The 22,813-nt window shown below is 65.1% G+C and carries 26 protein-coding genes; 21 read left to right on the top strand and 5 right to left on the bottom strand.

Features of this window, described 5'->3' with window-relative positions; genetic code table 11:
- Positions 1–24 precede the first annotated feature (24 nt).
- Both FHR70_RS02730 and FHR70_RS02725 read left to right on the top strand, forming a co-directional pair.
- Entirely contained in the window at positions 25–822 is a 798-nt protein-coding gene (locus FHR70_RS02730; protein WP_183446869.1) for an undecaprenyl-diphosphate phosphatase, read from the top strand.
- Between the two features lie 3 nt (positions 823–825).
- Entirely contained in the window at positions 826–1,089 is a 264-nt protein-coding gene (locus tag FHR70_RS02725; RefSeq protein ID WP_183446868.1) for a hypothetical protein, read from the top strand.
- Here the strand turns inward: FHR70_RS02725 and nth are convergent.
- Positions 1,086–1,829: an endonuclease III gene (gene nth, locus FHR70_RS02720; RefSeq protein ID WP_183446867.1), complete on the bottom strand. Its 744-nt coding sequence runs from the start codon at positions 1,827–1,829 to the stop codon at positions 1,086–1,088. The genes FHR70_RS02725 and nth overlap by 4 nt on opposite strands.
- Before the next feature lie 20 nt (positions 1,830–1,849).
- Between nth and FHR70_RS02715 the strand changes: the two genes are divergently transcribed.
- From FHR70_RS02715 to FHR70_RS02700, 4 genes are all read left to right on the top strand, one after another.
- Complete coding sequence (locus tag FHR70_RS02715; protein ID WP_183446865.1) at positions 1,850–2,359, top strand: DUF2244 domain-containing protein; 510 nt, start codon at positions 1,850–1,852, stop codon at positions 2,357–2,359.
- 734 nt (positions 2,360–3,093) lie between these two features.
- A complete protein-coding gene (locus FHR70_RS02710) occupies positions 3,094–3,378 on the top strand; it encodes a hypothetical protein (protein WP_183446863.1) in 285 nt (94 codons plus the stop codon).
- Positions 3,379–3,484: 106 nt separating this feature from the next.
- Positions 3,485–4,393, top strand: coding sequence for a methylated-DNA--[protein]-cysteine S-methyltransferase (locus FHR70_RS02705; protein ID WP_183446861.1), 909 nt, complete (start codon positions 3,485–3,487; stop codon positions 4,391–4,393).
- A gap of 108 nt (positions 4,394–4,501) precedes the next feature.
- Positions 4,502–4,774 (top strand): hypothetical protein, encoded by a 273-nt coding sequence (locus FHR70_RS02700; protein WP_183446859.1) that lies wholly within the window; start codon positions 4,502–4,504, stop codon positions 4,772–4,774.
- Between the two features lie 43 nt (positions 4,775–4,817).
- On the opposite strand, the gene FHR70_RS02695 is transcribed toward FHR70_RS02700, so the two are convergent.
- Positions 4,818–5,552 carry a Crp/Fnr family transcriptional regulator gene (locus tag FHR70_RS02695; protein ID WP_183446857.1) on the bottom strand — a complete coding sequence of 245 codons (735 nt, stop codon included), beginning with the start codon at positions 5,550–5,552 and terminating at the stop codon, positions 4,818–4,820.
- A 211-nt stretch (positions 5,553–5,763) separates the two neighbouring features.
- Between FHR70_RS02695 and FHR70_RS02690 the strand changes: the two genes are divergently transcribed.
- The 13 genes from FHR70_RS02690 to FHR70_RS02630 all read left to right on the top strand — a co-directional run bounded on the left by FHR70_RS02690 (position 5,764) and on the right by FHR70_RS02630 (position 16,218).
- Positions 5,764–6,015: a DUF6894 family protein gene (locus tag FHR70_RS02690; RefSeq protein ID WP_183446855.1), complete on the top strand. Its 252-nt coding sequence runs from the start codon at positions 5,764–5,766 to the stop codon at positions 6,013–6,015.
- A gap of 235 nt (positions 6,016–6,250) precedes the next feature.
- Complete coding sequence (gene dnaK / locus FHR70_RS02685; protein ID WP_183446853.1) at positions 6,251–8,167, top strand: molecular chaperone DnaK; 1,917 nt, start codon at positions 6,251–6,253, stop codon at positions 8,165–8,167.
- 206 nt (positions 8,168–8,373) lie between these two features.
- Positions 8,374–9,516: a molecular chaperone DnaJ gene (dnaJ, locus tag FHR70_RS02680; RefSeq protein WP_183446851.1), complete on the top strand. Its 1,143-nt coding sequence runs from the start codon at positions 8,374–8,376 to the stop codon at positions 9,514–9,516.
- Between the two features lie 66 nt (positions 9,517–9,582).
- On the top strand, positions 9,583–10,206 hold the full coding sequence (locus FHR70_RS02675) for a methyltransferase domain-containing protein (RefSeq protein ID WP_183446849.1): 624 nt from the start codon (positions 9,583–9,585) through the stop codon (positions 10,204–10,206).
- Positions 10,207–10,214: 8 nt separating this feature from the next.
- Positions 10,215–10,937, top strand: a complete 723-nt coding sequence (gene pyrF, locus FHR70_RS02670) for an orotidine-5'-phosphate decarboxylase (RefSeq protein WP_246407784.1) — start codon at positions 10,215–10,217, stop codon at positions 10,935–10,937.
- Between the two features lie 10 nt (positions 10,938–10,947).
- Positions 10,948–11,742 (top strand): class D beta-lactamase, encoded by a 795-nt coding sequence (blaOXA, locus tag FHR70_RS02665; protein ID WP_183446845.1) that lies wholly within the window; start codon positions 10,948–10,950, stop codon positions 11,740–11,742.
- Positions 11,743–11,830: 88 nt separating this feature from the next.
- A complete protein-coding gene (locus FHR70_RS02660; RefSeq protein ID WP_183446843.1) occupies positions 11,831–12,118 on the top strand; it encodes a DUF1330 domain-containing protein in 288 nt (95 codons plus the stop codon).
- A 3-nt stretch (positions 12,119–12,121) separates the two neighbouring features.
- Complete coding sequence (locus FHR70_RS02655) at positions 12,122–12,424, top strand: DUF1330 domain-containing protein (RefSeq protein WP_183446841.1); 303 nt, start codon at positions 12,122–12,124, stop codon at positions 12,422–12,424.
- Positions 12,421–12,987, top strand: coding sequence for a GNAT family N-acetyltransferase (locus FHR70_RS02650; protein ID WP_183446839.1), 567 nt, complete (start codon positions 12,421–12,423; stop codon positions 12,985–12,987). The genes FHR70_RS02655 and FHR70_RS02650 overlap by 4 nt, the downstream gene beginning before the upstream one ends.
- A gap of 21 nt (positions 12,988–13,008) precedes the next feature.
- Positions 13,009–13,815, top strand: coding sequence for a 4-hydroxy-tetrahydrodipicolinate reductase (gene dapB, locus FHR70_RS02645; RefSeq protein WP_183448454.1), 807 nt, complete (start codon positions 13,009–13,011; stop codon positions 13,813–13,815).
- 39 nt (positions 13,816–13,854) lie between these two features.
- The gene (locus tag FHR70_RS02640) at positions 13,855–14,475 is read left to right on the top strand and encodes a 2,3-bisphosphoglycerate-dependent phosphoglycerate mutase (protein ID WP_183446837.1); all 621 of its coding nucleotides are present in this window, start codon (positions 13,855–13,857) and stop codon (positions 14,473–14,475) included.
- Between the two features lie 150 nt (positions 14,476–14,625).
- Positions 14,626–15,246, top strand: a complete 621-nt coding sequence (locus FHR70_RS02635) for an alpha-ketoglutarate-dependent dioxygenase AlkB family protein (RefSeq protein WP_183446835.1) — start codon at positions 14,626–14,628, stop codon at positions 15,244–15,246.
- 33 nt (positions 15,247–15,279) lie between these two features.
- Entirely contained in the window at positions 15,280–16,218 is a 939-nt protein-coding gene (locus FHR70_RS02630) for a hypothetical protein (RefSeq protein WP_183446833.1), read from the top strand.
- Positions 16,219–16,307: 89 nt separating this feature from the next.
- Here FHR70_RS02630 and FHR70_RS02625 read toward each other — a convergent pair whose 3' ends face one another.
- The 3 genes from FHR70_RS02625 to FHR70_RS02615 all read right to left on the bottom strand — a co-directional run bounded on the left by FHR70_RS02625 (position 16,308) and on the right by FHR70_RS02615 (position 20,600).
- Entirely contained in the window at positions 16,308–16,943 is a 636-nt protein-coding gene (locus tag FHR70_RS02625; protein ID WP_343058711.1) for a trimeric intracellular cation channel family protein, read from the bottom strand.
- 219 nt (positions 16,944–17,162) lie between these two features.
- Positions 17,163–17,783 (bottom strand): nucleotide exchange factor GrpE, encoded by a 621-nt coding sequence (gene grpE, locus FHR70_RS02620; RefSeq protein ID WP_183446831.1) that lies wholly within the window; start codon positions 17,781–17,783, stop codon positions 17,163–17,165.
- A gap of 66 nt (positions 17,784–17,849) precedes the next feature.
- Positions 17,850–20,600, bottom strand: coding sequence for a [protein-PII] uridylyltransferase (locus FHR70_RS02615; RefSeq protein ID WP_183446829.1), 2,751 nt, complete (start codon positions 20,598–20,600; stop codon positions 17,850–17,852).
- Between the two features lie 262 nt (positions 20,601–20,862).
- Here FHR70_RS02615 and FHR70_RS02610 point away from each other — a divergent pair, with 262 nt between their 5' ends.
- Both FHR70_RS02610 and FHR70_RS02605 read left to right on the top strand, forming a co-directional pair.
- Positions 20,863–21,831 (top strand): aliphatic sulfonate ABC transporter substrate-binding protein, encoded by a 969-nt coding sequence (locus tag FHR70_RS02610; RefSeq protein ID WP_183446827.1) that lies wholly within the window; start codon positions 20,863–20,865, stop codon positions 21,829–21,831.
- Positions 21,832–21,854: 23 nt separating this feature from the next.
- Complete coding sequence (locus tag FHR70_RS02605; protein WP_183446825.1) at positions 21,855–22,709, top strand: ABC transporter permease; 855 nt, start codon at positions 21,855–21,857, stop codon at positions 22,707–22,709.
- Positions 22,710–22,813: the final 104 nt, after the last annotated feature.

Below are 22,813 nucleotides of genomic sequence, written 5' to 3'. Positions count from 1 at the left end.
GCGCCGTTCTCAGGATTTTCAACGATGTCGCAAATCATCGAGGCGCTCTTTCTCGGCCTCATCGAAGGGCTGACGGAGTTTCTTCCCGTCTCCTCGACCGGCCATCTGCTCCTCGTCGGTCACTTCCTCGGCTTCGAGTCGACCGGCAAGACCTTCGAGGTGCTGATCCAGCTCGGCGCGATCCTGGCGATCCTGTCGGTCTACTTCAACAAGCTCTGGTCGATCGCCAAGGCCCTGCCGCACGATCCTATGGCGCGCCACTTCGTCATCGGCGTGCTGGTGGCCTTCCTGCCTGCGGCCCTGATCGGCGCCGTACTGCACGGCTTCATCAAGGAGGTGCTCTTCGACCCCTGGATCGTATGCATCACGCTGATCGTCGGCGGCTTCGTGCTGCTCGTCATCGACCGGATGCCGCTCGAGGCGACGAAGACCGACGCAACCCGGTTTCCCCTGTCGATGTACCTCAAGATCGGCCTCATTCAATGCTTGGCCATGATCCCCGGCGTTTCCCGCTCAGGCGCCACCATCGTGGGCGCCATGCTGATGGGAGCATCAAAACGCGCGGCCGCCGAGTTCTCCTTCTTTCTCGCCATGCCCACCATGGCGGGCGCTTTCGCCTACGACCTGTTGAAGAACTACAAGATCCTCTCCGCCAACGATGCTGCGATCATCGTGGCGGGATTCATCTCCGCCTTCGTGGCGGCCCTGCTCGTGGTGAAGATGCTGCTCGACTACGTGTCGCGCCACGGCTTCACGCCCTTCGCCTATTGGCGCATCCTCGTCGGGGCCGCGGGTCTCGCCGGCCTCATGGTCTACGGCTGATCCATGCTGTCGCGCGACGAGACCCTGGCCGTCGTCATTTCCATCGCGACCGCTTTGCTGGTTGTCACATTCGCGATCATTGCAGGCGCAGCCATGGAGGCCCGGACTCCAGGCCAGGACCTAACTCCGGGGCCATCCTGCGCTGAATGGACCAATGGCTGCGTCGTCTGCCGGCGCGTTCCGGAGGGCCTGGCCTGCTCGACGCCGGGGATTGCCTGCGTTCCCGGCGCACAGCGCTGTCTGAGGCCTGCCGGCGTTCCGATCTAAGGGATGGTCTTATCCGGGTAGCGGCACAGGTCGTTCACCGGGCAGCGCCAGCATTCGGGCTTGCGGGCCTTGCAGATGTAGCGGCCGTGCAGGATCAGCCAGTGATGGGCGTGGAGCCGGTATTCGTCCGGGATCAGCTTTTCGAGGGCCGCCTGCGTGTCGAGCGGCGTCTTGGTGATGGCAAGCGGCAGGCGGTTGGTGACGCGGAAGATATGCGTGTCGACCGCCACCCGCGGATCGCCGAAGGCGATGTTGACCACGACGCTCGCGGTCTTGCGCCCGACCCCCGGCAGGGTCTCCAGGATCTCGACCGAGTTGGGCACCCCGCCGTCAAACTCCTCCACGAGGCGCTTGGCCATGGCGATGACGTTCTTCGCCTTGGTGTTGAAGAAGTTCAGCGTCCTGATGTGCTGGCGCAGGCCTTCCTCGCCGAGGTCCAGCATCTTCTGCGGCGTGTCGGCGATGGGAAACAGCGCGCGGGTCGCCTTGTTGACGCCGACATCGGTCGCCTGGGCCGAGAGCGTCACGGCGACGAGCAGCGTATAGGGATTGGTGTAGTCGAGCTCGCCCTTGGGCTCCGGATTGGCCGCATGCAGGCGCCGGAAGATCTCGATCATCGTAGCCCGGTCGACCGGTTTCGGCGTACGGGCGCGCACCGCCTTGCCCACGGCTTTCGCCGGGACAGTGGGCTTGCCTTTTGGCTTCGAAATGCGGCGGGAGGGCTGCTTCAGATCGGACATTCCTGCGTTATACTTAAGGCATGGCAGGCAGCAAGGCAGCATTTGGCGGCGAGGACCGGTTCGAGCAGCCGGTGTTCTCGGCCGTCATCCGTCCGCACCGGTCGTTGAGCCCGCAAGGGTTCAGGACCGTCATGGTGCTGGTCTGCCTCACCTCCCTGGTGGCGAGCGTACCCTTCGTGGTCATGGGCTTCTGGCCCGTGGCCGGCTTCTTCGGCCTCGATTTCCTGGGCCTCTACATCGCCTTCCGGGTCAGCTACCGGCAGGGCGATGCCTTCGAGCTGCTCGAACTGACCCCGATCCGCCTCCTGTTCCGCAAGGTGAGTCCGAAGGGTGAGGTCAAGGACTGGCAGTTCAACCCACTCTGGACCCGCCTCGACCCGGAGATCGACGACGAATACGGCATGCAGCACCTCTCGCTTGCTTCCCGCAACGTGCATGTGGAGATCGCCCGCGACCTCTCCCCGCCGGAACGGGAGACCCTGGCCGAGGCGCTCGGCCGCGCACTGGCGGATGTTAAGCGGGGCTATTGATCGAAACTCCAGCACCTTGGGGCCCGCAGCCGGTGGGCTGCGAGCCTGTGGGTGAGATCGAGGGTGGCGCGCAGGGCAGCCCGGCTCGATGATGGATGGTGGGAAGGAAGAGCCGAGATGCCTCTTCGCGCACGGCTTGTTTCGGCGGACAGGCGAGACCGGCCCGGTGACCGCCTCAGGCGGGGTCCGTCTGCTCGACGGGGGCCTGAGACCGATTCCGACCACCGGCCCACAGCCTGGGCCACCTGTCGGTGCGGCGTGCGAGGCTGCACCACAGGACCGTGCCTGCTCCCACACTGCGACGCCTCGCGAGCGCGCCCCTCGACAGGAGCAGATCTGAGCAACCTTATAGCCCAGGTTAGGAGAATTGTCAAGAACGAAACGAGAACATTCTGAGAAAGTGGAAGCGAAGACCATCGACCCTCGAGCGTCCTGCGCCGCAGCAAGCTAACATAGGTTATGAAATCCTGATGATCTGTCGGCTTCCCGACTGACGGGGCGGCTCCAGTCCGGTATCAGTCAGCTATAACGACAGATGAAAAAGCACTGCTTGGGGCGCGATCACAGTCGCAGACATTGTGCAGCGAGAATAATGACAAGAGTCTGGGTCTTGCGAGGCAGGAACTCTTTTCTCTTTGGAGGCGACCAAGCCTTTTTGCTCCTTGGTCGGCAGAACTGCAGAAGCGCCCGCTGGATGGGCCATCCTGCCGAATCTTCATCTGTGGATTTCATTCATGAACAGACATTCCTTCAGTTCGCCTGTCCTCATCACGATCGAAGCCGCAGACGGCGGAAGGCGGCAGTACCCCATCAAGGATCTCACGAAAGCATTGGCCGTGATGCGATGGTACGGCATCAGGCAGCTCAGTGAATTGCGGGCCCGCAGCCCTGGAATCTGGCTGATCGCCGCTGCCGCCCTGGCATGCGCTCATGAGCACCCCGATCAGGCTACGATCGAACATGCCCGGCAGATGTTCGTGTCTCTTGCAAAGGCCGCCGGCATTCTCGCGGTCATGTAGAGAAGGCAGGGGCTCGATAGGGGCAGTGAAGGGGAAACACCACAGAAATCGGGTGTCCCCGTCCCTTCAGGACGCTTAAGATGATCCGTAATGAAGGATCACTCCTATGCTCGATACCTTGCGCAGCATCACCATCGAACCGTCTGCCATCACGGTGCCGGACGAGCCCCACTCCGATTACGAGCGGGTGCGCCGGATCATCGCGTATATCTCCGAGCGCTGGCGCGAGCAGCCCTCGCTGGAGGCGATCGCCGATCATGTGGGGCTGTCCACCACCCACGTGCATCACCTGTTCCGGCGCTGGGCGGGCCTGTCGCCGAAGGCCTTCCTTCAGGCGATCACGCTCGATAATGCCAAGGCGCTGCTGGCGGATTCCGCCAGCGTGCTCGACGCCACCTACGAGCTCGGGCTGTCGGGACCGGCCCGGCTGCACGACCTGTTCGTGACCCACGAGGCCATGACGCCGGGCGATTACAAGGCGGGCGGCTCAGGGCTGACCATGCGCTTCGGCTTCCACCCCTCCCCCTTCGGCGAGGCGCTGCTGATCGTCACCGACAGAGGACTCGCGGGCCTTGGCTTCGTGGATGACGGGGACCGGCAGGCGGCGCTCGCCGACATGACCCGTCGCTGGCCGAAAGCCGAGTATGTGGAGGACACGGCCGCCACGGCGCCGGTGGCTCGGCGCATCTTCAGCCCGTCGCAATGGCAGGCCGAGCAGCCCCTCCGGGTGGTGCTGATCGGCACCGATTTCGAGGTGCGGGTCTGGCAGACCCTGCTGCGCATCCCCCGCGACCGGGCCACCACCTATTCCGACATCGCCCGCCACATCGGCAAGCCCGCCGCCTGTCGGGCGGTCGGCGCCGCAGTGGGCAAGAACCCGGTCTCCTTCGTGGTCCCCTGCCACCGGGTGCTCGGCCGCTCCGGCGCCCTCACCGGCTACCATTGGGGCCTCACCCGCAAGCAGGCGATTTTGGGATGGGAAGCGGGGCGGAGCCTGAACGGGGGCGAAGGGTAAGGGTCTCATGAGCCAAAGCGGCACAGGCCGGCTCGCTTACATAGGAGCCCGAACCGGCCTGTGCTATCCTTCCACGAAGAGCATGCTCTTGGATGAGAGGAGGCTGCCATGGGCGCACCGATCCAGAGGCTCTGGCACCACGTTTCGCATTGGCCGCTCCTGAACGCTTTCCTGGCACAGGCTCCAGCTCCCGGGCCGCCTGAAACTCCGGATCCTGCTGCCCTGGACAGGATCCCGGTGACGTTCAAGGAATGCGAGGGCGTCTGCGAACCGACTGCCGAGCAGATCGAGGCGCAGGAACGGGAGCGGACCGAGCGGTTCAAGGGCGATCAGCTCCTGCCGGTCATGGGGATCGGAGGAGGAACGCCGAGCCCGCCGTGACGAGCGCAGGTTTCAAGTTCCTGAACGCTCACCAATCCTTGACTCAGGCATTCCCATCCTTCCGGAGGTGGAGGTAGAGCGGGTCGAAATCCCCTGCCGCCTTCAACCCCTCCCACTCCAGGATGCTCACCTGCGTTCCCTTGCTGCGGATGAGCCCGTCGCCCCGCAGCTCCTGCAGGACCCGGTTGACATGGACCGGGCTGGCCCCGATGGCGTCGGCGAGCTCGGTTTGGGTGACCGGCAGGTCGAAGGTCCCGTCCTCCGCGAGCCCCACGGCCTCCAGGCGCACCTTGAGCTCGCACAGGAGATGGGCCATCCGGTTATAGGCCTCACGCCGCCCGATTCCGGTCATCCACTCCCGGAAGATCGAAGCGTCGACGAGGGTTTCGCGCCACAGGGCGGCGGTGATCCGGGGATGGCGGTTGCAAAGGTCGTGCAGGGCCTCGTGCTGGATGAAGCCGAGCGTGCACGCGCTGACCGTGGCGACGCTGTTGTCCAGGACCTTCAGGTGCAGGCTCTGCAGGTCTGGGATGTCGCCGGGCACATGGAAGGCCACGATCTGGCGCTTGCCCTCGGCGGTGAGCTTGTAGACGCAGGTGAAGCCCCGGATCAGCATGCAGCACTGGGACGGGCGGTCGCCGACGCGCACGATGTCCTGGTCGGGCTTGGAGACCATCACCTGGATGGGAAGCTCCGACAGAGCCTGCCGCTCCTCGTTCGACAGCGGGAAGATGCTCTCCAGCTTGCGGATCATCAGGGTGTTGGCAGAAGGGGGCATGAGGGTGGGCTCCTTATCGGGCGCGGCGTCCTGCAACCGGCCACGCCGTTTCTGCGCCTTGCATGGTAGGTCTGTGTCCGCGGCTTGACCAGCCATTGCTCAAGGGCCGCCAGGAGCTTGGACTCTTAAGCTTTTTTGCCTTTCCTGGGACAAACCGAACCAATGAGCCTTTCCTTGAGTTGTCAGGCTACCAGGCTGTGAGGAAATGCCGTTGGCGCGCTATTTTTTCGATACCTATGACGGGAGCCGTCTCATCTCCGACGCCGAAGGAATCGAGCTGGAGAGCCTCGACATGGCCAGGATCGAGGCCCAGAAGGCCCTGCCCGACCTGGCGCGGGATGCCCTCCCCGACGGCGACCATAAAAGCTTCATCGTCAGCGTCCGGGACGATGCCGGCCAGGTGGTGTTAAGGGCCGCGCTCACCCTGATCGTCGAGACCGCGCCCGATAACCGCTCCGCCTGAGCCCGGCGACCATCCGCCCATAGTGCAGGAATGCAACAGACCCCCGTTCCGGCAAAATCCGGCAAAACAAGCCCTCATCATCGTCTTGCAGCCCCGAAAGCCCCTTCTTATATCGTGGCCAGCACGGAGCGCGGCTCGGTTTGAGGCGTCTCCGGCAATTTGTCAGCAACATGTAAGCCATGGGCCGAGCTGCTTTTAGGGCTCGGCGGTCTGCTTGAAAGTGAGGGATCCCGCCATGGGTAAGGTCATCGGTATCGACCTCGGCACCACCAATTCCTGCGTCGCTGTCATGGAAGGCACGACGCCCAAAGTCATCGAAAACGCGGAAGGCGCCCGGACGACCCCGTCCATCGTGGCCTTCACGGACGAAGGCGAGCGCCTCGTCGGCCAGCCGGCCAAGCGCCAGGCGGTCACAAACCCGTCGCGCACCTTCTTCGCCATCAAGCGCCTGATCGGCCGCACCTTCGACGACCCCATGACCAAGAAGGACATGGGCCTCGTCCCCTATCACATCGTGAAGGGCGGCAATAACGACGCCTGGGTCGAGGCCGACGGCAAGCAGATGTCGCCCTCGCAGATCTCCGCCTTCACCCTTCAGAAGATGAAGGAGACGGCCGAGTCCTATCTCGGGCAGCCCGTCACCCAGGCCGTCATCACGGTTCCGGCCTATTTCAACGACGCCCAGCGTCAGGCGACCAAGGACGCCGGCAAGATCGCCGGCCTCGAGGTCCTGCGCATCATCAACGAGCCGACGGCTGCGGCCCTGGCCTACGGCCTGGACAAGAAGCAGACCGGCATGATCGCGGTCTATGACCTCGGCGGCGGCACCTTCGACGTGTCCGTGCTCGAGATCGGCGACGGCGTGTTCGAGGTGAAGTCCACCAACGGCGACACCTTCCTCGGCGGCGAGGACTTCGACATGCGCCTCGTCGAGTATCTGGCGGCGGAGTTCAAGAAGGAGCAGGGCATCGACCTCACCAAGGACAAGCTCGCCCTTCAGCGCCTGAAGGAAGCGGCCGAGAAGGCCAAGATCGAGCTCTCCTCCGCCCAGCAGACCGAGATCAACCTGCCCTATATCACGGCGGATGCCTCCGGTCCCAAGCACCTCGCCCTCAAGCTCTCGCGCGCCAAGTTCGAGCAGCTCGTGGACGATCTCGTGCAGAAGACCATCGAGCCCTGCCGCAAGGCCCTCAAGGATGCCGGCATCTCGCCGGGCGACATCGACGAGGTGGTCCTGGTCGGCGGCATGACCCGCATGCCGAAGATCCAGGAAGTGGTGAAGAACTTCTTCGGCAAGGAGCCCCACAAGGGCGTCAACCCGGATGAGGTCGTGGCCATCGGCGCGGCCATCCAGGCCGGCGTGCTCCAGGGCGACGTGAAGGACGTTCTGCTCCTCGACGTGACCCCGCTGTCGCTCGGCATCGAGACGCTCGGCGGTGTGTTCACCCGTCTGATCGACCGCAACACGACGATTCCGACGAAGAAGAGCCAGGTGTTCTCCACGGCGGAAGACAACCAGAACGCGGTGACGATCCGGGTCTTCCAGGGCGAGCGCGAGATGGCGGCGGACAACAAGCTGCTCGGCCAGTTCGACCTCGTGGGCATTCCGCCCGCGCCCCGCGGCGTGCCGCAGATCGAGGTGACCTTCGACATCGACGCGAACGGCATCGTGAACGTCACGGCGAAGGACAAGGCGACGGGCAAGGAACACCAGATCCGCATCCAGGCGTCTGGTGGTCTCTCCGACGCCGACATCGAGAAGATGGTGAAGGACGCCGAGGCGCACGCCGAGGAAGACAAGAAGCGTCGCGAGCTCGTCGAGGCCAAGAACCAGGGCGAGAGCCTGATCCACGCCACCGAGAAGTCGATGACGGAGTACGGCGACAAGGTGTCGGAGTCCGACAAGCAGGGTATCACCACCGCCATCGACGCCCTGCGTCAGGCGCTGGCCGGCGAGGATTCCGAGGTCATCAAGGCCCGCACCACGGACCTGATGCAGGCCTCCATGAAACTCGGCGAAGCCATGTACGCGGCCCAGGCCGGCGCTGCGGAAGGCGGCGAGCAGCCTGAAGGCGAAGAGCCTAAGAAGGACGACGTCATCGACGCCGACTTCCAGGAAGTCGACGAAGGCGACAAGAAAAAGCGCGCCTGAGCGATGAGCGTTCTCTAAGGAATTCGGCACCCGGTTTCATGACCGGGTGCCGTTTTCGTGAAACGAGCTTGAAACACCCATGACCGATCAACCGACCGCTTCCCGCGATGCTCCGGCAAGGACTTTCGGAGTCCTTCCCTGTGCAGCGCATGCTGGGCGGACGATGAACAAGACGGAGCGGCTGACCGCTCCGAGGGGCGCCTGACATGTCCAAGCGCGATTACTACGAGGTTCTCGGCGTCGCGAAGACGGCCACTGAGGCGGAGATGAAATCCGCCTTCCGCAAGCTCGCGATGCAGTATCACCCGGACCGAAACCCGGGCAATCACGAGGCCGAGGTCAAGTTCAAGGAAATCAACGAGGCCTACCAGACCCTGTCCGACGGCCAGAAGCGCGCGGCCTACGACCGCTACGGCCATGCGGCCTTCGCCAATGGCGGCGGGGCCGGCGGACCGGGCTTCAACGGCGATTTCTCGGACTTCATGTCGGACATCTTCGAGAACTTCTTCGGCGATGCCGGCGGGCGGGGCCGCGGCCGCAGTGCCGGCGGGCGCGAGCGCGGCGCCGACATGCGCTACAATCTCGAGATCTCCCTTGACGAGGCCTTCCACGGCAAGAATGCCGAACTCAGGATCCCCACCTCCGTCACCTGCGAGGCCTGCTCGGGCTCCGGGGCGAAGCCGGGCTCGAAGCCCAAGGCCTGCCCGACCTGCGGCGGTGCGGGACGCGTGCGGGCCACGCAGGGCTTCTTCTCCATCGAGCGCACCTGCCCCAACTGCCATGGGCGCGGCGAGGTCATCGACGATCCCTGCACGGCCTGCGGCGGCGCCGGGCGCGTCACCCGCGAGCGCACGCTCTCGGTCAACATCCCGGCGGGCGTCGAGGACGGCACGCGCATTCGCCTTGCGGGCGAAGGCGAGGCGGGCCTGCGCGGCGGGCCTGCGGGCGACCTCTACATCTTCCTGTCCATCAAGCCGCATCCGTTCTTCCAGCGCGACGGCGCGGACCTGTTCTGCCGCGTGCCGATCTCCATGGTGACGGCGGCCATCGGCGGCGAGTTCAATGTGCCGACGCTCAGTGGCTCCGAGGCTCTCGTGAAGGTGCCCGAGGGCACCCAGACCGGCAAGCAGTTCCGCCTGCGCGGCAAGGGCATGCCAGTGCTGCGCTCGCGCGACGTAGGCGACCTCTACATCCAGGTTGTTGTGGAAACCCCGCAGAAGCTCACCAAGCGCCAGCGCGAGCTCCTGATGGAGTTCGACCAGGAATGCTCCAAGGAAAACCACCCGGAAAGCTCTGGCTTTTTCTCGCGTTTCCGCGAGTTTATCGACGGCCTGGGCGGATCAACTTAACTTGACGGTCGTTTTCTTCGGGGTCTAAACAGCCACAATGATCTGCAGGATCGAGGGGACAGCTTAGTGCTTCAGTCGTTTCAACGGCCCACGGCCCGGAAATTGCCCCTCAAGAAGGATCGGTTTCAGGATGAGGCGCGCTTCCTGCGCTCCTGGCTCGAACGGCCCCTCGTCATGGGAGCGGTCACCCCGTCCGGTAAGATCCTGGCCAGGACCATGGCGTCCTACGTGGATCCGCGCATTCCAGGCCCGATTCTCGAGCTCGGCCCCGGCACCGGTCCGGTGACCGATGCCCTGATCCGGCGCGGCGTGGCCCAGGACCGGCTGGTCCTCATCGAATACAACCCCGAATTCTGCCGACTGCTGAAGCGCCGCTTCCCCAAGGCGACGATCATCCAGGGCGATGCCTACGATCTCAAGGAGACGCTCTCGGGCATCCTGTCGGAGCCTGCAGCCGCCACCGTGTCGAGCCTGCCGCTCTTCACCAAACCCATGGACCAGCGCCTTGATCTCCTGGAGACCGCCCAGGCGCTGATGCATCCGGGCGCTCCCTTCATCCAGTTCACCTATGCGGTGGTGCCGCCGATCCCGGCGCGCTCGCAAAGCTACAGCGCCAAGGCCTCCAACCGGATCTGGCGCAACCTGCCCCCGGCCCGCGTCTGGGTCTACAACAAGGTCAATCATCCATGAGCGCCGCGATGTCTCTTCCGACGAATTCCGTTCCCGCAGGAGACATTCGCGACAGGCTCATCATCAGTCTCGATGTTCCGTCCGTGGAGGAGGCTCGCGCCCTCGTCCACCGCATCGGCGATGCCGGCACCTTCTACAAGATCGGCTACCAGCTTGCCTATGCGGGCGGCTTCGATTTCGCCCGGGAGCTGATCGGCCAGGGCAAGAAGGTCTTTCTCGACCTCAAGCTCCATGACATCGGCAACACCGTGGAGGAAGGCGTGCGTTCCATCGCGCGCATGGGCATGACGTTCCTCACGGTGCACGCCTATCCGCAGACCATGCGGGCCGCCATGGCCGGAAAAGCAGGATCCGACCTGAAGATCCTCGCCGTCACCGTACTGACCTCCTATGACGACAACGACCTCATTGATGCAGGCTATGCTCCGGTCCCGGCCGCGGAGCTCGTCGCGCGCCGCGCGGAGCAGGCGCGCGATATCGGCATCGACGGCATCGTCTGCGCCGCCACGGAAGCGCAAGCCGTGCGCGGCATCGTCGGCCGCAACCGCCTCATCGTGACGCCGGGCATCCGCCCGGACGGTTCGGAAGCCGGCGACCAGAAGCGCATCGTCACGCCGGCCGAAGGCATCAGGCTCGGCGCCAACCACCTCGTGGTGGGCCGCCCCATCGTGAAGGCCGCCGATCCGCGCGCAGCAGTGGAAGCCATCGTGCGCGAAATCGCCGACGCCTGAGGCAAACACGATGCTGGCCCGCCTGCTCCTTGCATGCTCCTGCCTGCTCGCGCTTGCCGGCGCAGCCCGGGCCGATATTTGCACCCTTGTCACGGAACTCGACACCGGCCGCGTCCTGAAGCGCGACGGCGATTGCGAGCGGCGCAACAGCCCGGCCTCCACGTTCAAGGTCCCGTTGAGCGTCATGGGTTACGACGCAGGTGTCCTCAAGGACGAGGACGAGCCTGCTTGGCCCTACAAGCCCGAATACAAGGCGTGGAACGAGGCTTGGCGAAAGACCATCACGCCGCGCCCGTGGCTGCGCGACTCGGTCGTCTGGTATTCGCAGACTCTGACCCGCGAGATGGGCATGGAGCGTTTCCGGCGTTATGTCGATGCATTCGGTTACGGAAATCGCGACATCAGCGGCGACAAGGGCAAGGCCAACGGCCTGACCCATGCATGGCTCAGCTCCTCGCTGCAGATCTCGCCCGTTGAGCAGATCGGTTTTCTCCGCAAGCTCCTCAAGGGCGAGCTACCGGTCTCTGCAAAAGCCCATGACATGACCCTTGCGATCATGCCGACATTCCCGTTGCCCGACGGCTGGACGGCCCATGCCAAGACGGGGGCGGGCTTTCAGCCGGCGCGGGACGGCAGCCCCAATCGCGACCGTCAGTTCGGCTGGTTCGTCGGCTGGGCTCAGAAGGGGAATCGCAAAATTCTCTTCGCACGACTGATCCGCGACGAGCGGAAGGAGGCGTCCGTGGCGAGCTTCCGCGCCCGCGACAGCCTGCTGGCGGATCTGCCGGCTCTTCTTGCCGATTGATCACCATCGGAAAACCCGTGCCGATGGCTTGACGCTACGGCCGCCCTGGCGTTCGCTGCACCACACGAAATCTCAAAAGGAGCGCCTGATGCCTAAAGGCTATGTCATTGCCCGCGTGACCGTCACCAACCCGGAAGCCTATGCGGAATACGCCAAGGGCGCGACCGAGGCGATCCGTCAGTATGGCGGCCGCCCCTTGGTGCGCGGCGGGGCCTACGAGGCGCTCGAGGGCGAGGCGCGCGCCCGCAACGTTGTGATCGAGTTCGACTCGGTGGAGCAGGCCAGGACCTATTATCATTCACCGGAATACCAAGCGGCCAAAGCCAAGCGCGAGGGCGCCTGCGTGGCCGAGTTCGTTCTCGTGGAAGGAGCCTAAGCGATGAAAGGTTATTGGATCGGCCGCGTCGACGTCACGAACCCGGACCCCTACCAGAACTACGTGAAGGCCAACGCCGCCGCGTTTTCGAAGTACGGCGGCCGCTTTCTGGTGCGCGGCGGCACCTACCGGGTCGGCGAGGGCGAGGCACGCGCCCGCAACGTGGTGATCGAGTTCCCGACCTATGAGGCCGCCCTGGAATGCTGGGACTCGCCCGAGTACCAGGCGGCCAAGGCCGAGCGCGACGGCCACGCGATCGCCGACATCATCATCATCGAAGGCTATGAGGGTCCGCAGCCCGCATGAGCCGGGATCGATATCTCATCCGTCCCGCCCGACCATGTGACCTGCCCGCCTTGGCCGATGTGGAGCGCTCGGCCGCCGTGACCTATTTCGCGGCTCTCGGAAGCTCTCGCGGCATCGCTGACACCACGCCGCCGGCAATGCTGGAAAAATGCCATGCGGCGGGTCTTCTGTGGGTCGCTGCCGACCCACAGGACGCGCCCGTGGGCTTTCTGGCCGCGCAGGCGATCGACGGCGCCCTCTTCGTCAAGGAGATGAGCGTTGCCCGCGAGCATCAGCGCGCCGGGCTGGGACGCCAGCTGATGCGGGCGGCGGAGGATCATGCGCAGGAAACCGGCTACGCAGCCGTCACACTGACCACGGACCGCCTCATCCCGTTTAACGGGCCTTTCTATGCAACGCTCGGCTTCGCGGAAGTGCCGGTCGCGGAGGCCTCCCCAGGCCTCAGGAGGATCATCGCCGAGGAAATCGCCGGCGGCTTCGATCCCGAGCGGCGGATCGTGATGATAAAGCCGCTGGCTGCTATGCAGGGTTCAGCTGTCCCACTATATCGAGAGCGAGTTTAGGGAGATCCTGGCATGGGCGAGATGCGACTTGTTGTGGTGGGTGCCGGCGGACGCATGGGGCGCATGCTCATCAAGGCCGTGGCTGAGACCGAAGGCTGCGCGCTGGTCGGCGCCATCGAGCGGGAGGGCTCGCCTGCTCTAGGTCACGATGCCGGACTTCTCGCAGGTCTCGGCCTCCTCGACGTCGATGTGACCGACGATCCCCTGCCCGTTTTCGCCCAGGCCGACGGAGTGCTCGACTTCACGGCGCCTGCCGCCACCACGGCTTTCGCGGCGCTCGCCGCCCAGGCACGCATCGTGCATGTGATCGGCACCACCGGCTTGGCAGAAGCCGACTTTACCAAGCTGGAGGCGGCGGCGCGGCACGCGCGCATCATCCAGTCCGGCAACATGTCGCTCGGCGTCAACCTGCTCGCGGGCCTCGTACGCAAGGTGGCCGCGACGCTGGGCGAGGATTTCGACATCGAAGTGCTGGAAATGCACCACCGCATGAAGGTGGACGCGCCCTCGGGCACAGCGCTGCTTCTCGGCGAGGCAGCGGCGGAAGGCCGGAAGGTGTCGCTGAAAGAGCGCTCCGTGCGCAGCCGCGACGGGCATACCGGCGCACGCAAACCCGGCGATATCGGCTTCGCGACCCTGCGCGGCGGTACCGTGATCGGCGAGCACTCGGTGATCTTCGCGGGTGCCGGCGAGCGCCTGGAGCTGGGCCACCGGGCCGAGGACCGGGGGATCTTCGCCCGCGGCGCCGTGAAGGCCGCCCTGTGGGGCTTCGACAAGAAACCGGGCTATTACACCATGGCCCATGTGCTTGGCCTCGATCGGCTCTAAAACACGCCTACACCCCACCGACATCGGAGACACGACGACATGGATCGCCTTCTTGTGCTCGCCCGCCACGGCCAGAGCGAATGGAACCTCAAGAACCTGTTCACCGGCTGGAAGGACCCGGGCCTGACCGATCTCGGCATCGAGGAGGCGCGCAATGCCGGCCGTCGCCTGAAGGAGATGGGCGTTCAGTTCGACGTGGCTTTCACGTCCGATCTGTCGCGCGCCCAGCGGACCTGCAAGCTGATCCTCGAAGAGATCGGCCAGCCGGATCTCAAGACCATCGCGAACATGGCTCTCAACGAGCGCGACTACGGCGATCTCTCCGGCCTCAACAAGGACGATGCCCGCGCCCGCTGGGGCGAGGAGCAGGTGCATGTCTGGCGCCGCTCCTACGACGTTCCACCTCCCGGCGGCGAGAGCCTGAAGGACACGGTGGCCCGCGTGCTGCCCTACTACATCCGCGAGATCCTGCCTCGCGTCATGCGCGGCGAGCGCGTGCTGGTCGCCGCCCACGGCAACTCGCTGCGCGCCCTCGTGATGGTGCTCGACGGCCTCACCTCCGAGACGATCCCGAGCCTCGAGCTCGCGACGGGCATCCCACTCGTCTACAAGCTCAACGAGGACACGACGGTCGCCAGCAAGAAGGTGCTGGAGGGGTAAGGAACGGATAGGGGTATCGCACCCTCTTACGTCATGGCCGGGCTTGTCCCGGCCATCCACGTCTTTGCACCGGTGCGGCTCCGGAGACGTGGATCCCCGGAACAAGTCCGGGGATGACGGCAGAGAGCGGAGCGTGCCAGGATACAGGAAATGTCCGCCATCACCCTTAGCCCCGGCCTCGTCTACCATCCCGACTACCTCGACCGCTCGGCGCAGGAGCGGCTGCTCCAATCGCTGCGCGAGATCACGAAGGCAGCGCCCCTCTTTACCCCACGCATGCCGCATACGGGGAAGCCGTTCTCCGTGCGCATGACCAATTGCGGGCGGCTGGGCTGGGTGTCGGATGTGCAGGGTTATCGCTACCAGCCGACGCATCCGGAGACCGGCGAGCCCTGGCCGGCCATGCCGGATCAGGTGCTGCGCGCCTGGGAGGAACTGAGCTTCTATCCCCATCCGCCCGACGCCTGCCTGATCAACTTCTACGAGCCCACGGCCCGCATGGGGATGCACCAGGACAAGGACGAGGAGGCGTTCGACGCGCCCGTCGTCTCCCTATCGCTCGGCGACACGGCGCTGTTCCGCTATGGCGGACTGGAGCGCAAGGATCCGACGAAATCGATCAAGCTCCGCTCCGGTGACGCGATCGTGTTCGGCGGTCCGGCGCGGCTGATCTATCATGGCGTCGACCGGCTGAACGCCGGCAGCTCGGACCTGCTGCCGCAGGGCGGGCGCCTCAATCTCACCTTGCGCAAGGTGGAAAAGCCGCTCTAGCCTCGTAACCACGCACCAACTGGAGGGGCATCCATGAAAGCTTTTGCAGCCGCCGCCTTGGGCTTCGCCCTGTCGCTTCAGGCCGCCCTCGCGGCCGAGCCCGTGTTTCCGCCGGCCTCGCGGATCGGCATCGTTCCGCCGCAGGACATGACCGTGTCGCGGCGCTTCAGCGGATTCGAGAACGAGGAGAAGGCCGCCGCCATCAACCTCGTGGAGATGCCCGCGCAGGCCTATGAGCAACTGGTCAAGGGCTTCACCAAGGATGCCCTGAAGCGTCAGGGGTTGAACGAGACCTCCCGCGAGAGCCTCAAGCTCGGCGACAAGACCGGGGTGCTGATCGGCGGCACCATGGCAGGGCCCGTGGAAGGGCGCAAATGGGTCATGGCGGTCAGGGGCCAGGATGTGACAGGCCTTATCATCGCGCAGGTTCGCGGCGGCACCGACGGCTACAGCGAGGCCCAGATCCGGGAGGCCCTGAAAACCGTCGCCCTGCGCGGGCCGATCTCCATCGAGGAGCAGGTCTCCGCCATGCCCTTCCAGCTCGGCGACCTGGCGGGCTTCCGCCCGGTTCGCGCGATCTCCGGCAATTCCGTCCTGTTCACGGACGGGCCGAAGGATACGATCAAGGCGGTGGAGCAGCCGATCCTGATCATGGCCTCTTCTCTCGGAGCCGTGCCGCCTGCTGGCGAGCAGCGCAACCAGTTCGCCCGCGCGGCGCTCAACGCCAACCAGATCCTCAAGGAGGTCAGGATCGAACGCTCGGAGAGCTTCCGCTTCAAGGGCCAGGACTGGCACGAGATCGTCGCCAGGGCCGTGGAGGCGGAATCGGGCCAGCCGGTCGTGGTGATGCAGACGCTCCGCTTCGAGCCCGGCCGCTACGTGCGCATGGTCGGCCTCACACGGGTGGAGCAGCGGGACGAGAACCTGCGGCGTTTCCGGGCGGTGATCGACGGCGTGGAGATCAAGCCCTAGAGCTGCTTCCACTTGCGTGGAATCATCTCTCCTTCTGGAGTTGTCGCATTTTTTGACGGCGAACCGGATCCACTTCGCCGAAAAATGCTCTAATCGCGTTTGGGAAAAGCCGGAAGGGACCAGCCGCGCAGGAGGGCGAGCGCCCTTAAGGTGAAGGCGGCGATGAAGCCAGTCGCCGCGCTGAGGAAGGGATTGAGGCCGAGAGCCTGCAGGGCCACCATGACGGCAGCCCCCAGGGCCGCCGCCGTGACGTAGATCTCCTGGCGCAGCACGAGGGGCGTCGTTCCGGCGAAGATGTCACGGATGATGCCGCCGAAGGTGGCCGTGATGGTGCCGAGCGCCACCGCCGACAGGGCCGGCACGCCGGCGCCCAGCGCCTTGGCCGTCCCCGAGACCGCGAAGAGGGCCAGGCCCAGGGCATCCGCCCAGAGCAGGAGGCGGCCCTGCCTGCCGCCCTCGATCCAGGTCACACGCTTGGGTCCGAGGATGAAGACGAGCTCCGCCACGATCAGGCAGACGAGCACGTCGCCGGGATCCCCGACCCAGAAGACCGGCCGGATGCCGATGAGCACGTCCCGCACGGTGCCGCCGCCGACGCCCGTGAGGGTCGCCAGAAGCGCGAAGCCGAACGGATCCATGCCCTTGCGGGCCGCCATCAGAGCGCCGGAGAGCGCGAAGACGGCGACGCCGATGGTTTCGAAGGGGATGGATTGGAGGAAGGTCACGTCCGGCCTACATGAGCCGGCGGCACCGCCAGCTTCCCTCCCCCTTGCGGGGAGGGGCAGCCGCGAAGCGGCCGGGTGGGAGTGGTGCGACCGGGTGAGAGATCGATGTTCCAGGCACTGTAATCATGTGGAGCTCTTCTCGCCACAGGCAGTGCCTTACTTTCCGACCCCACCCTGCCCCTCCCCGCATGGGGGAGGGAAAAGCGCAGTGGTAAGCGATTACGACGCCGACGAATTGTCCGCCGTCTCGCTGCCGGCCCCATTCGAGGCCGCCTTCGGTCCACCTTTGGAGACGCCGACCAGGGCCGGACGCAGGACGCGGTCGCCGATGACGAAGCCGGACTGGACCACCTGCAGGACCGTGCCGTTCGGGACCTCGGCGTTGGGGATCTCGAACATGGCCTGGTGCAGGTTCGGGTCGAACTTCTGCCCCTGCGGGTCGAGCTTCTTGACCCCATGGCGCTCCAGGTTCTTCAGCAGGTCGCGCTCGGTGAGGTCGATGCCCTCGATCAGGCCCTTGAAGGCGCCCTCGGCGCTCTTGCTCGCCTCCTCCGGCACGCTCTCGATGGCCCGGCGGATATTGTCCGCCACATTGAGCATGTCGCGGGCGAAATTGGCCACCGCATAGGTGCGGGCATCGGCCATCTCGCGCTCGGTGCGCCGGCGCAGGTTCTCCATGTCGGCCATCAGGCGCAGGAGCTTGTCCTTGAGATCCGCCTTCTCGGCCTCGAGAACGGCGATCGGGTCGGCCTCGGGCGCGGAAGCAGCCTCGGGGGCAGCGTCGTTGGCGGGCTCGGCCTGCGGGGCCGCGTTCTGGTTTTCCGTGTCGTTCGGATTCATGGTCGATCAACTGAAGGTGGGAGAAGGATGGGTTCGGGGCACATATCAGGTCGATGGCGCCACAAATCAAGCGCTGCGCCGCAGGCCGGCCTCGGTTTCCTCCCCCTTGAACACGTCGAGCAGGGCCCGCCGGATGGTGGCCTGGCGCCCCGCATGGGTGATCTTCGTGCCGGTCAGGTCGGTCACGTAGAACACGTCCACGGCCTTCTCGCCGAAGGTCACGATATGGGCCGAGGCGATGTTGAGGTTGAGTTTGCCCAGGGCCGTGGTGAGGTCGTAGAGCAGGCCCGGACGGTCGAGGCCGGAGACCTCGATCACCGTCTGGCGGTTCGACAGGGAATTGTCGATGGTCACCTCCGGGGGCACGTGGAAGGCCCGTGACCGCTCTTTCGACGGGCGCTTGCCGTCCACGAGATCGGCGATCCTCACCTCGCCCTTCAGGGCCCGCTCGATGGCCTTGGCAACCCGTTCGGCCCGGCGCAGCTCGTCCTCGTCCCGGTCGAAAGCGCGGGACAGCACGATGGTGTCCAGCGCCATGCCGTCCGTGGTGGTGAAGATCTGCGCATCGACGATGTTGCCGCCGGATGCCGCGCAGGCGCCGGTAATGATCGCGAGCAGGCGCGGATGGTCCGGCGACAGGATGGTGAGTTCGGTCACGTCACGGAACTGGTCCGTCTCGTAGGCCGTGGTCACGGTCCGGCCACCCTTCTCCGATTCCCGCAGGAGGCGGGCCTGCTTCGCCCGCCGGGTCTCGTCGGTCTTCATCCAGTAGCCCGGCGTATGGCGGGAGGCGTAGGCGTCGAACTCCTCGTCCGGCCAATCGGGCAGTTCGGCGCGCAGCTGCTCCTGGGCCAGGCGCACGCGCTCGGAGCGGGCGAGGTCCACCGCGCCGCCGCCGAGGAACACCTCCGTTTCCTGATAGAGATTGCGCAGGAGCTGGCCCTTCCAGCCGGTCCAGGTGCCCGGCCCCACGGCCTTGATGTCCGCGATGGTGAGCACGAGCAGGAGCTTGAGGCGCTCCATGGTCTGCACCACCTCGGCGAAGCTCTTGATGGTGGCAGGATCGGACAGGTCGCGACTCTGCGCCGTGTTCGACATCAGCAGATGGTGCTCGACGAGCCAAGCGACCGTGTCGGTCTCCGCGTCAGAAAGGCCGAAGCGGGGCCCGAGCTTGCGGGCGATCACAGCACCGGCGGTCGAATGGTCCTCCGGCCGGCCCTTGGCGATGTCGTGCAGGAAGACGGCGACGTAGAGCGCACGGCGGTTGCGGATGGTGGGAAAGATCCGGTTCGCCAGCGGATGCTCGCCCCCGAGGTGGCCCGCCTCGATTTCCGTGAGCACACCGACCGAGCGCACGAGGTGCTCATCCACCGTATAATGGTGGTACATGTTGAACTGCATCATCGCGACGATGCGGCCGAAATCCGGAACGAAGCGGCCGAGCACGCCGGCCTCGTTCATCTGGCGCAGCACCACCTCCGGGGCATTCTTGGACGTGATGATCTCGAGAAACAGCTTGTTGGCCTCCGCATCGTTGCGCAGGCTCGGACCGATGAGCTTGAGCGAGCGGGTCGCCAGACGCTTCGCATCGGGATGGATCGCTAGATTGCGCCTGTCAGCGAGCCAGAACAGACGGATCAGGTTCACCGGATCACGCTCGAACGCCTCCTCGTTCTCGACATTGAGGCGGTTGTTGTCGATGATGAAGCCTTCCCCCAACAGCGCACCACCGCGACGGCGACGGAAACGACCGAACATGCGGTCGAGCATGGGCCGTCGCTTGGTCTGGCGTGCCTCCAGCTCGGCGCAGACGATGGCGGTAAGATCGCCCACATCCTTGGCTATGAGAAAGTAGGCCTTCATGAAGCGCTCGACCGCCGACAGACCTGCCCTGGGGGCAAAGCCGATGCGCTCGGCAAGTACGCGTTGCAGGTCGAAGGTCAGGCGCTCCTCGGCGCGGCCGGTGGCGAAATGCATGTGGCAGCGCACCCGCCACAAAAACTCCTCGCAGCGCGCGAACAGGTTGAACTCGTCCTTCGTGAAGAGGCCTGCGGCCACCAGCTCCTCGGGCTCTTTGACCCGGTAGACGTATTTCGCAATCCAGAACAGCGTGTTGAGGTCACGCAAGCCCCCCTTGCCGTCCTTTACATTGGGCTCGACGAGGTAGCGCGAGGCGCCGGCCTTGGCCACGCGCGCATCCCGTTCCTTCAGCTTGGCATCGACGAAGGCAGGAGCCGAGGTGGCGATGATTTCCTTGTCGAAGCGCCTGGCCAGATCGTCGAAGAGCTCCGGGTCGCCGAACAGGAAGCGCGCCTCGAGCAGGGAGGTGCGGATCGTCATGTCGGCGCCCGCCTCGCGCAGGCATTCCTCCACGGAGCGGGTCGCATGCCCCACCTTCAGCTTGAGATCCCACAGCACGTAGAGCATCGCCTCGACGACGCTCTCGCTCCAGGCCGTCTGCTTGTAGGGCAGGAGGAACAGGAGATCGACGTCGGAGCCGGGGGCCAGGGTGCCGCGCCCATAGCCGCCGGTCGCCACGACGGCGAGGCGTTCGCCGGCCGATGGATTGGCACTGGGATAGAGATGCCGGACGATCGCCTCGTGCACGATGTGCACAAGCCGGTCCATCTGCTCGCAGAGAGAGCGGGCACAGACGAGCCCATCCTGAGTTTCCAGGAGCTTCGCCTCGGCTTCCGCCATACCCTCATCCAGGAAGGTCCTGAGCAGGGGAACGAGCCCGGCACGCAGTTCCGCGGCATCCCGGATCTTTTGATTACCGAGGCTTTGCAGGATGGTCTGAGGCTTCAGGGATGGCATGGAGCAACCGTATACGAGGTGGTGTTCGGCTTACCACCCAAAAGAGCCTTCTCCCACGAACGGCTGGCCTTATTCGGAAAACCGGATAGGATGTTCTTTATAAGATATTTTGTTTGACATAAAAAACAATGGGTTCTATAAAAAGGACACGCGCCGATTTGAAGCATGCAGATTGCGGGCGCGAAACAAGTGCAGCTAAAGCGCCGGGTGCCTTCAGGACCTCAGTCCCAAGCTCCCATGCGCCCAACATGGGACCTTCACAATGAGCCTGACCCGCCGCCTTCTTCTCGCCGCCTCCGTCGCCACGGGCCTGACTGTGCTCGCCAACGGCGCCATTGCGCAGCCCAAGGAAATCAGGATCGACTTCGCCACCTACAACCCGGTGAGCCTCGTCCTCAAGGACAAGGGCTTTCTCGAGAAGGAACTGGAGAAGGACGGCATCAAGGTGCGCTGGGTGCAGTCGCTCGGCTCCAACAAGGCGCTTGAATTCCTGAATGCCGGCTCGATTGATTTCGGTTCGACCGCTGGCGCCGCCGCCCTGATCGGCAAGATCAACGGCAACCCGATCAAGTCGATCTATGTTTATTCCCGACCGGAATGGACGGCGCTCGTGACCCGCAAGGACACGGGCATCAGCAAGGTCGAAGACCTGAAGGGCAAGCGCGTGGCCGTGACCCGCGGCACCGATCCGCACATCTTCCTGGTGCGGGCCCTGCAGGAGGCCAAGCTCACCGAGAAGGACGTGAAGCTCGTTCTGCTCCAGCATCCGGATGGCCGCACCGCGCTCGAGCGCGGCGACGTGGATGCCTGGGCCGGCCTCGACCCGCTGATGGCTGCGTCTGAGGTGGAAACCGGCGCCCAGCTGTTCTACCGCAATGCCGGCGCCAACACCTGGGGCGTGCTCAATGTCTCCGAGGCCTTCGCCAAGGACAACCCGGCCCTCGTGGAGCGCGTGCTCAAGGCCTATGAGGAAGCGCGCAAATATGCGCTCGCCAACAAGGACGAGTTGAAGAAGTCCCTGATTGCCTACACCAAGCTGCCTGATGCGGTGATCGAGCGCCAGCTCGAGCGCACGGAGCTCACACATTCCTCCATCGGTCAGCCTCAGGTCGACACCATCCTGGCCGCAGGCCTCGCCCTGCAGCAGGCCGGCGTCATCACCCCTGAGACCAACGTGCGAGCCGCCGTCGACTCGCTGATCGACCGCCGCTTCGCCACCGCGTCGCGCTGATGATTTCATCACGGGAGAGCGCCGTGACAGGCCAAGCTGCAAGCAACGCCTGGTCCTCCCATGAGGGTGCCGCCGCTCTCGCGGCCCCAACCTCCACCGAGAAGCGACGCGCCTTCGACGGGCGCATCCTTCTCGGCTTTTTCTTGCCTATAGCCATTGCGCTTCTCTGGGAAGCCGCCGTCACCTTCGGCCTCGCGGAGGGCCGCCTCGTGCCGCCGCCGAGCCGCATCATCGCGACGCTCTCGGCTCTCGCCGAAACCGGCGAATTGTGGACCCATGCCTGGATGACGCTCTGGCGCGTTCTCGTCGGCTTCATCATTGGCGCGTTCTCGGGCATCGTGCTCGGCGCGCTCTCAGGCTCAAGCAAGACTCTCCGGCAATTGCTCGACCCGACCCTGCAGGCCCTGCGGGCGATTCCCTCCATCGCCTGGGTGCCTCTGTTCATCCTGTGGCTCGGCATCTTCGAGGCCTCGAAAGTGGCGCTCATCGCGGTCGGCGTGTTCTTCCCCGTCTATCTCGGCATCGCGGGCGCGATCCTCTCCGTCGACCGCAAGCTCGTGGAGGTGGGCCATGTGTTCCGGCTCTCGCGCGTGCAGCTTGCCCGCCGCATCCTGTTGCCGGCGGTGTTGCCCGAAGCCGTGATCGCGCTGCGGTCGGGTCTCGGCCTCGGCTTCATGTTCGTGGTTGCGGCCGAGTTCATGGGTGCGTCAGAGGGCCTCGGCTATCTGCTCGTCGACGGGCAGCAGATGGGCAAGCCCGACCAGATCCTTGCCGCCATTATCGCGTTTGCGTTGCTCGGCAAGCTCGCCGACAGCCTGCTCGTTGCAGGAACCAAGCCGCTGGTGCGCTGGCAGGATACGGTAAGGGAGCGGTTGTGATGCGCCTCATCGTGAGTGGGTGGACGACCAGAAACCCTCATCCTGAGGAGCCGCATCGCGGCGTCTCGAAGGACGAGGGTTGCGTGTCCAGTGTGCGCTTGTTT

The organism is Microvirga lupini (genome assembly GCF_014191055.1).
In the GTDB taxonomy this organism is placed as follows: Bacteria; Pseudomonadota; Alphaproteobacteria; order Rhizobiales; family Beijerinckiaceae; genus Microvirga; species Microvirga lupini_A.
The sequence above is the reverse complement of the archived record's forward strand: the minus strand, read 5'-3'. Positions and strand labels throughout refer to the sequence as shown.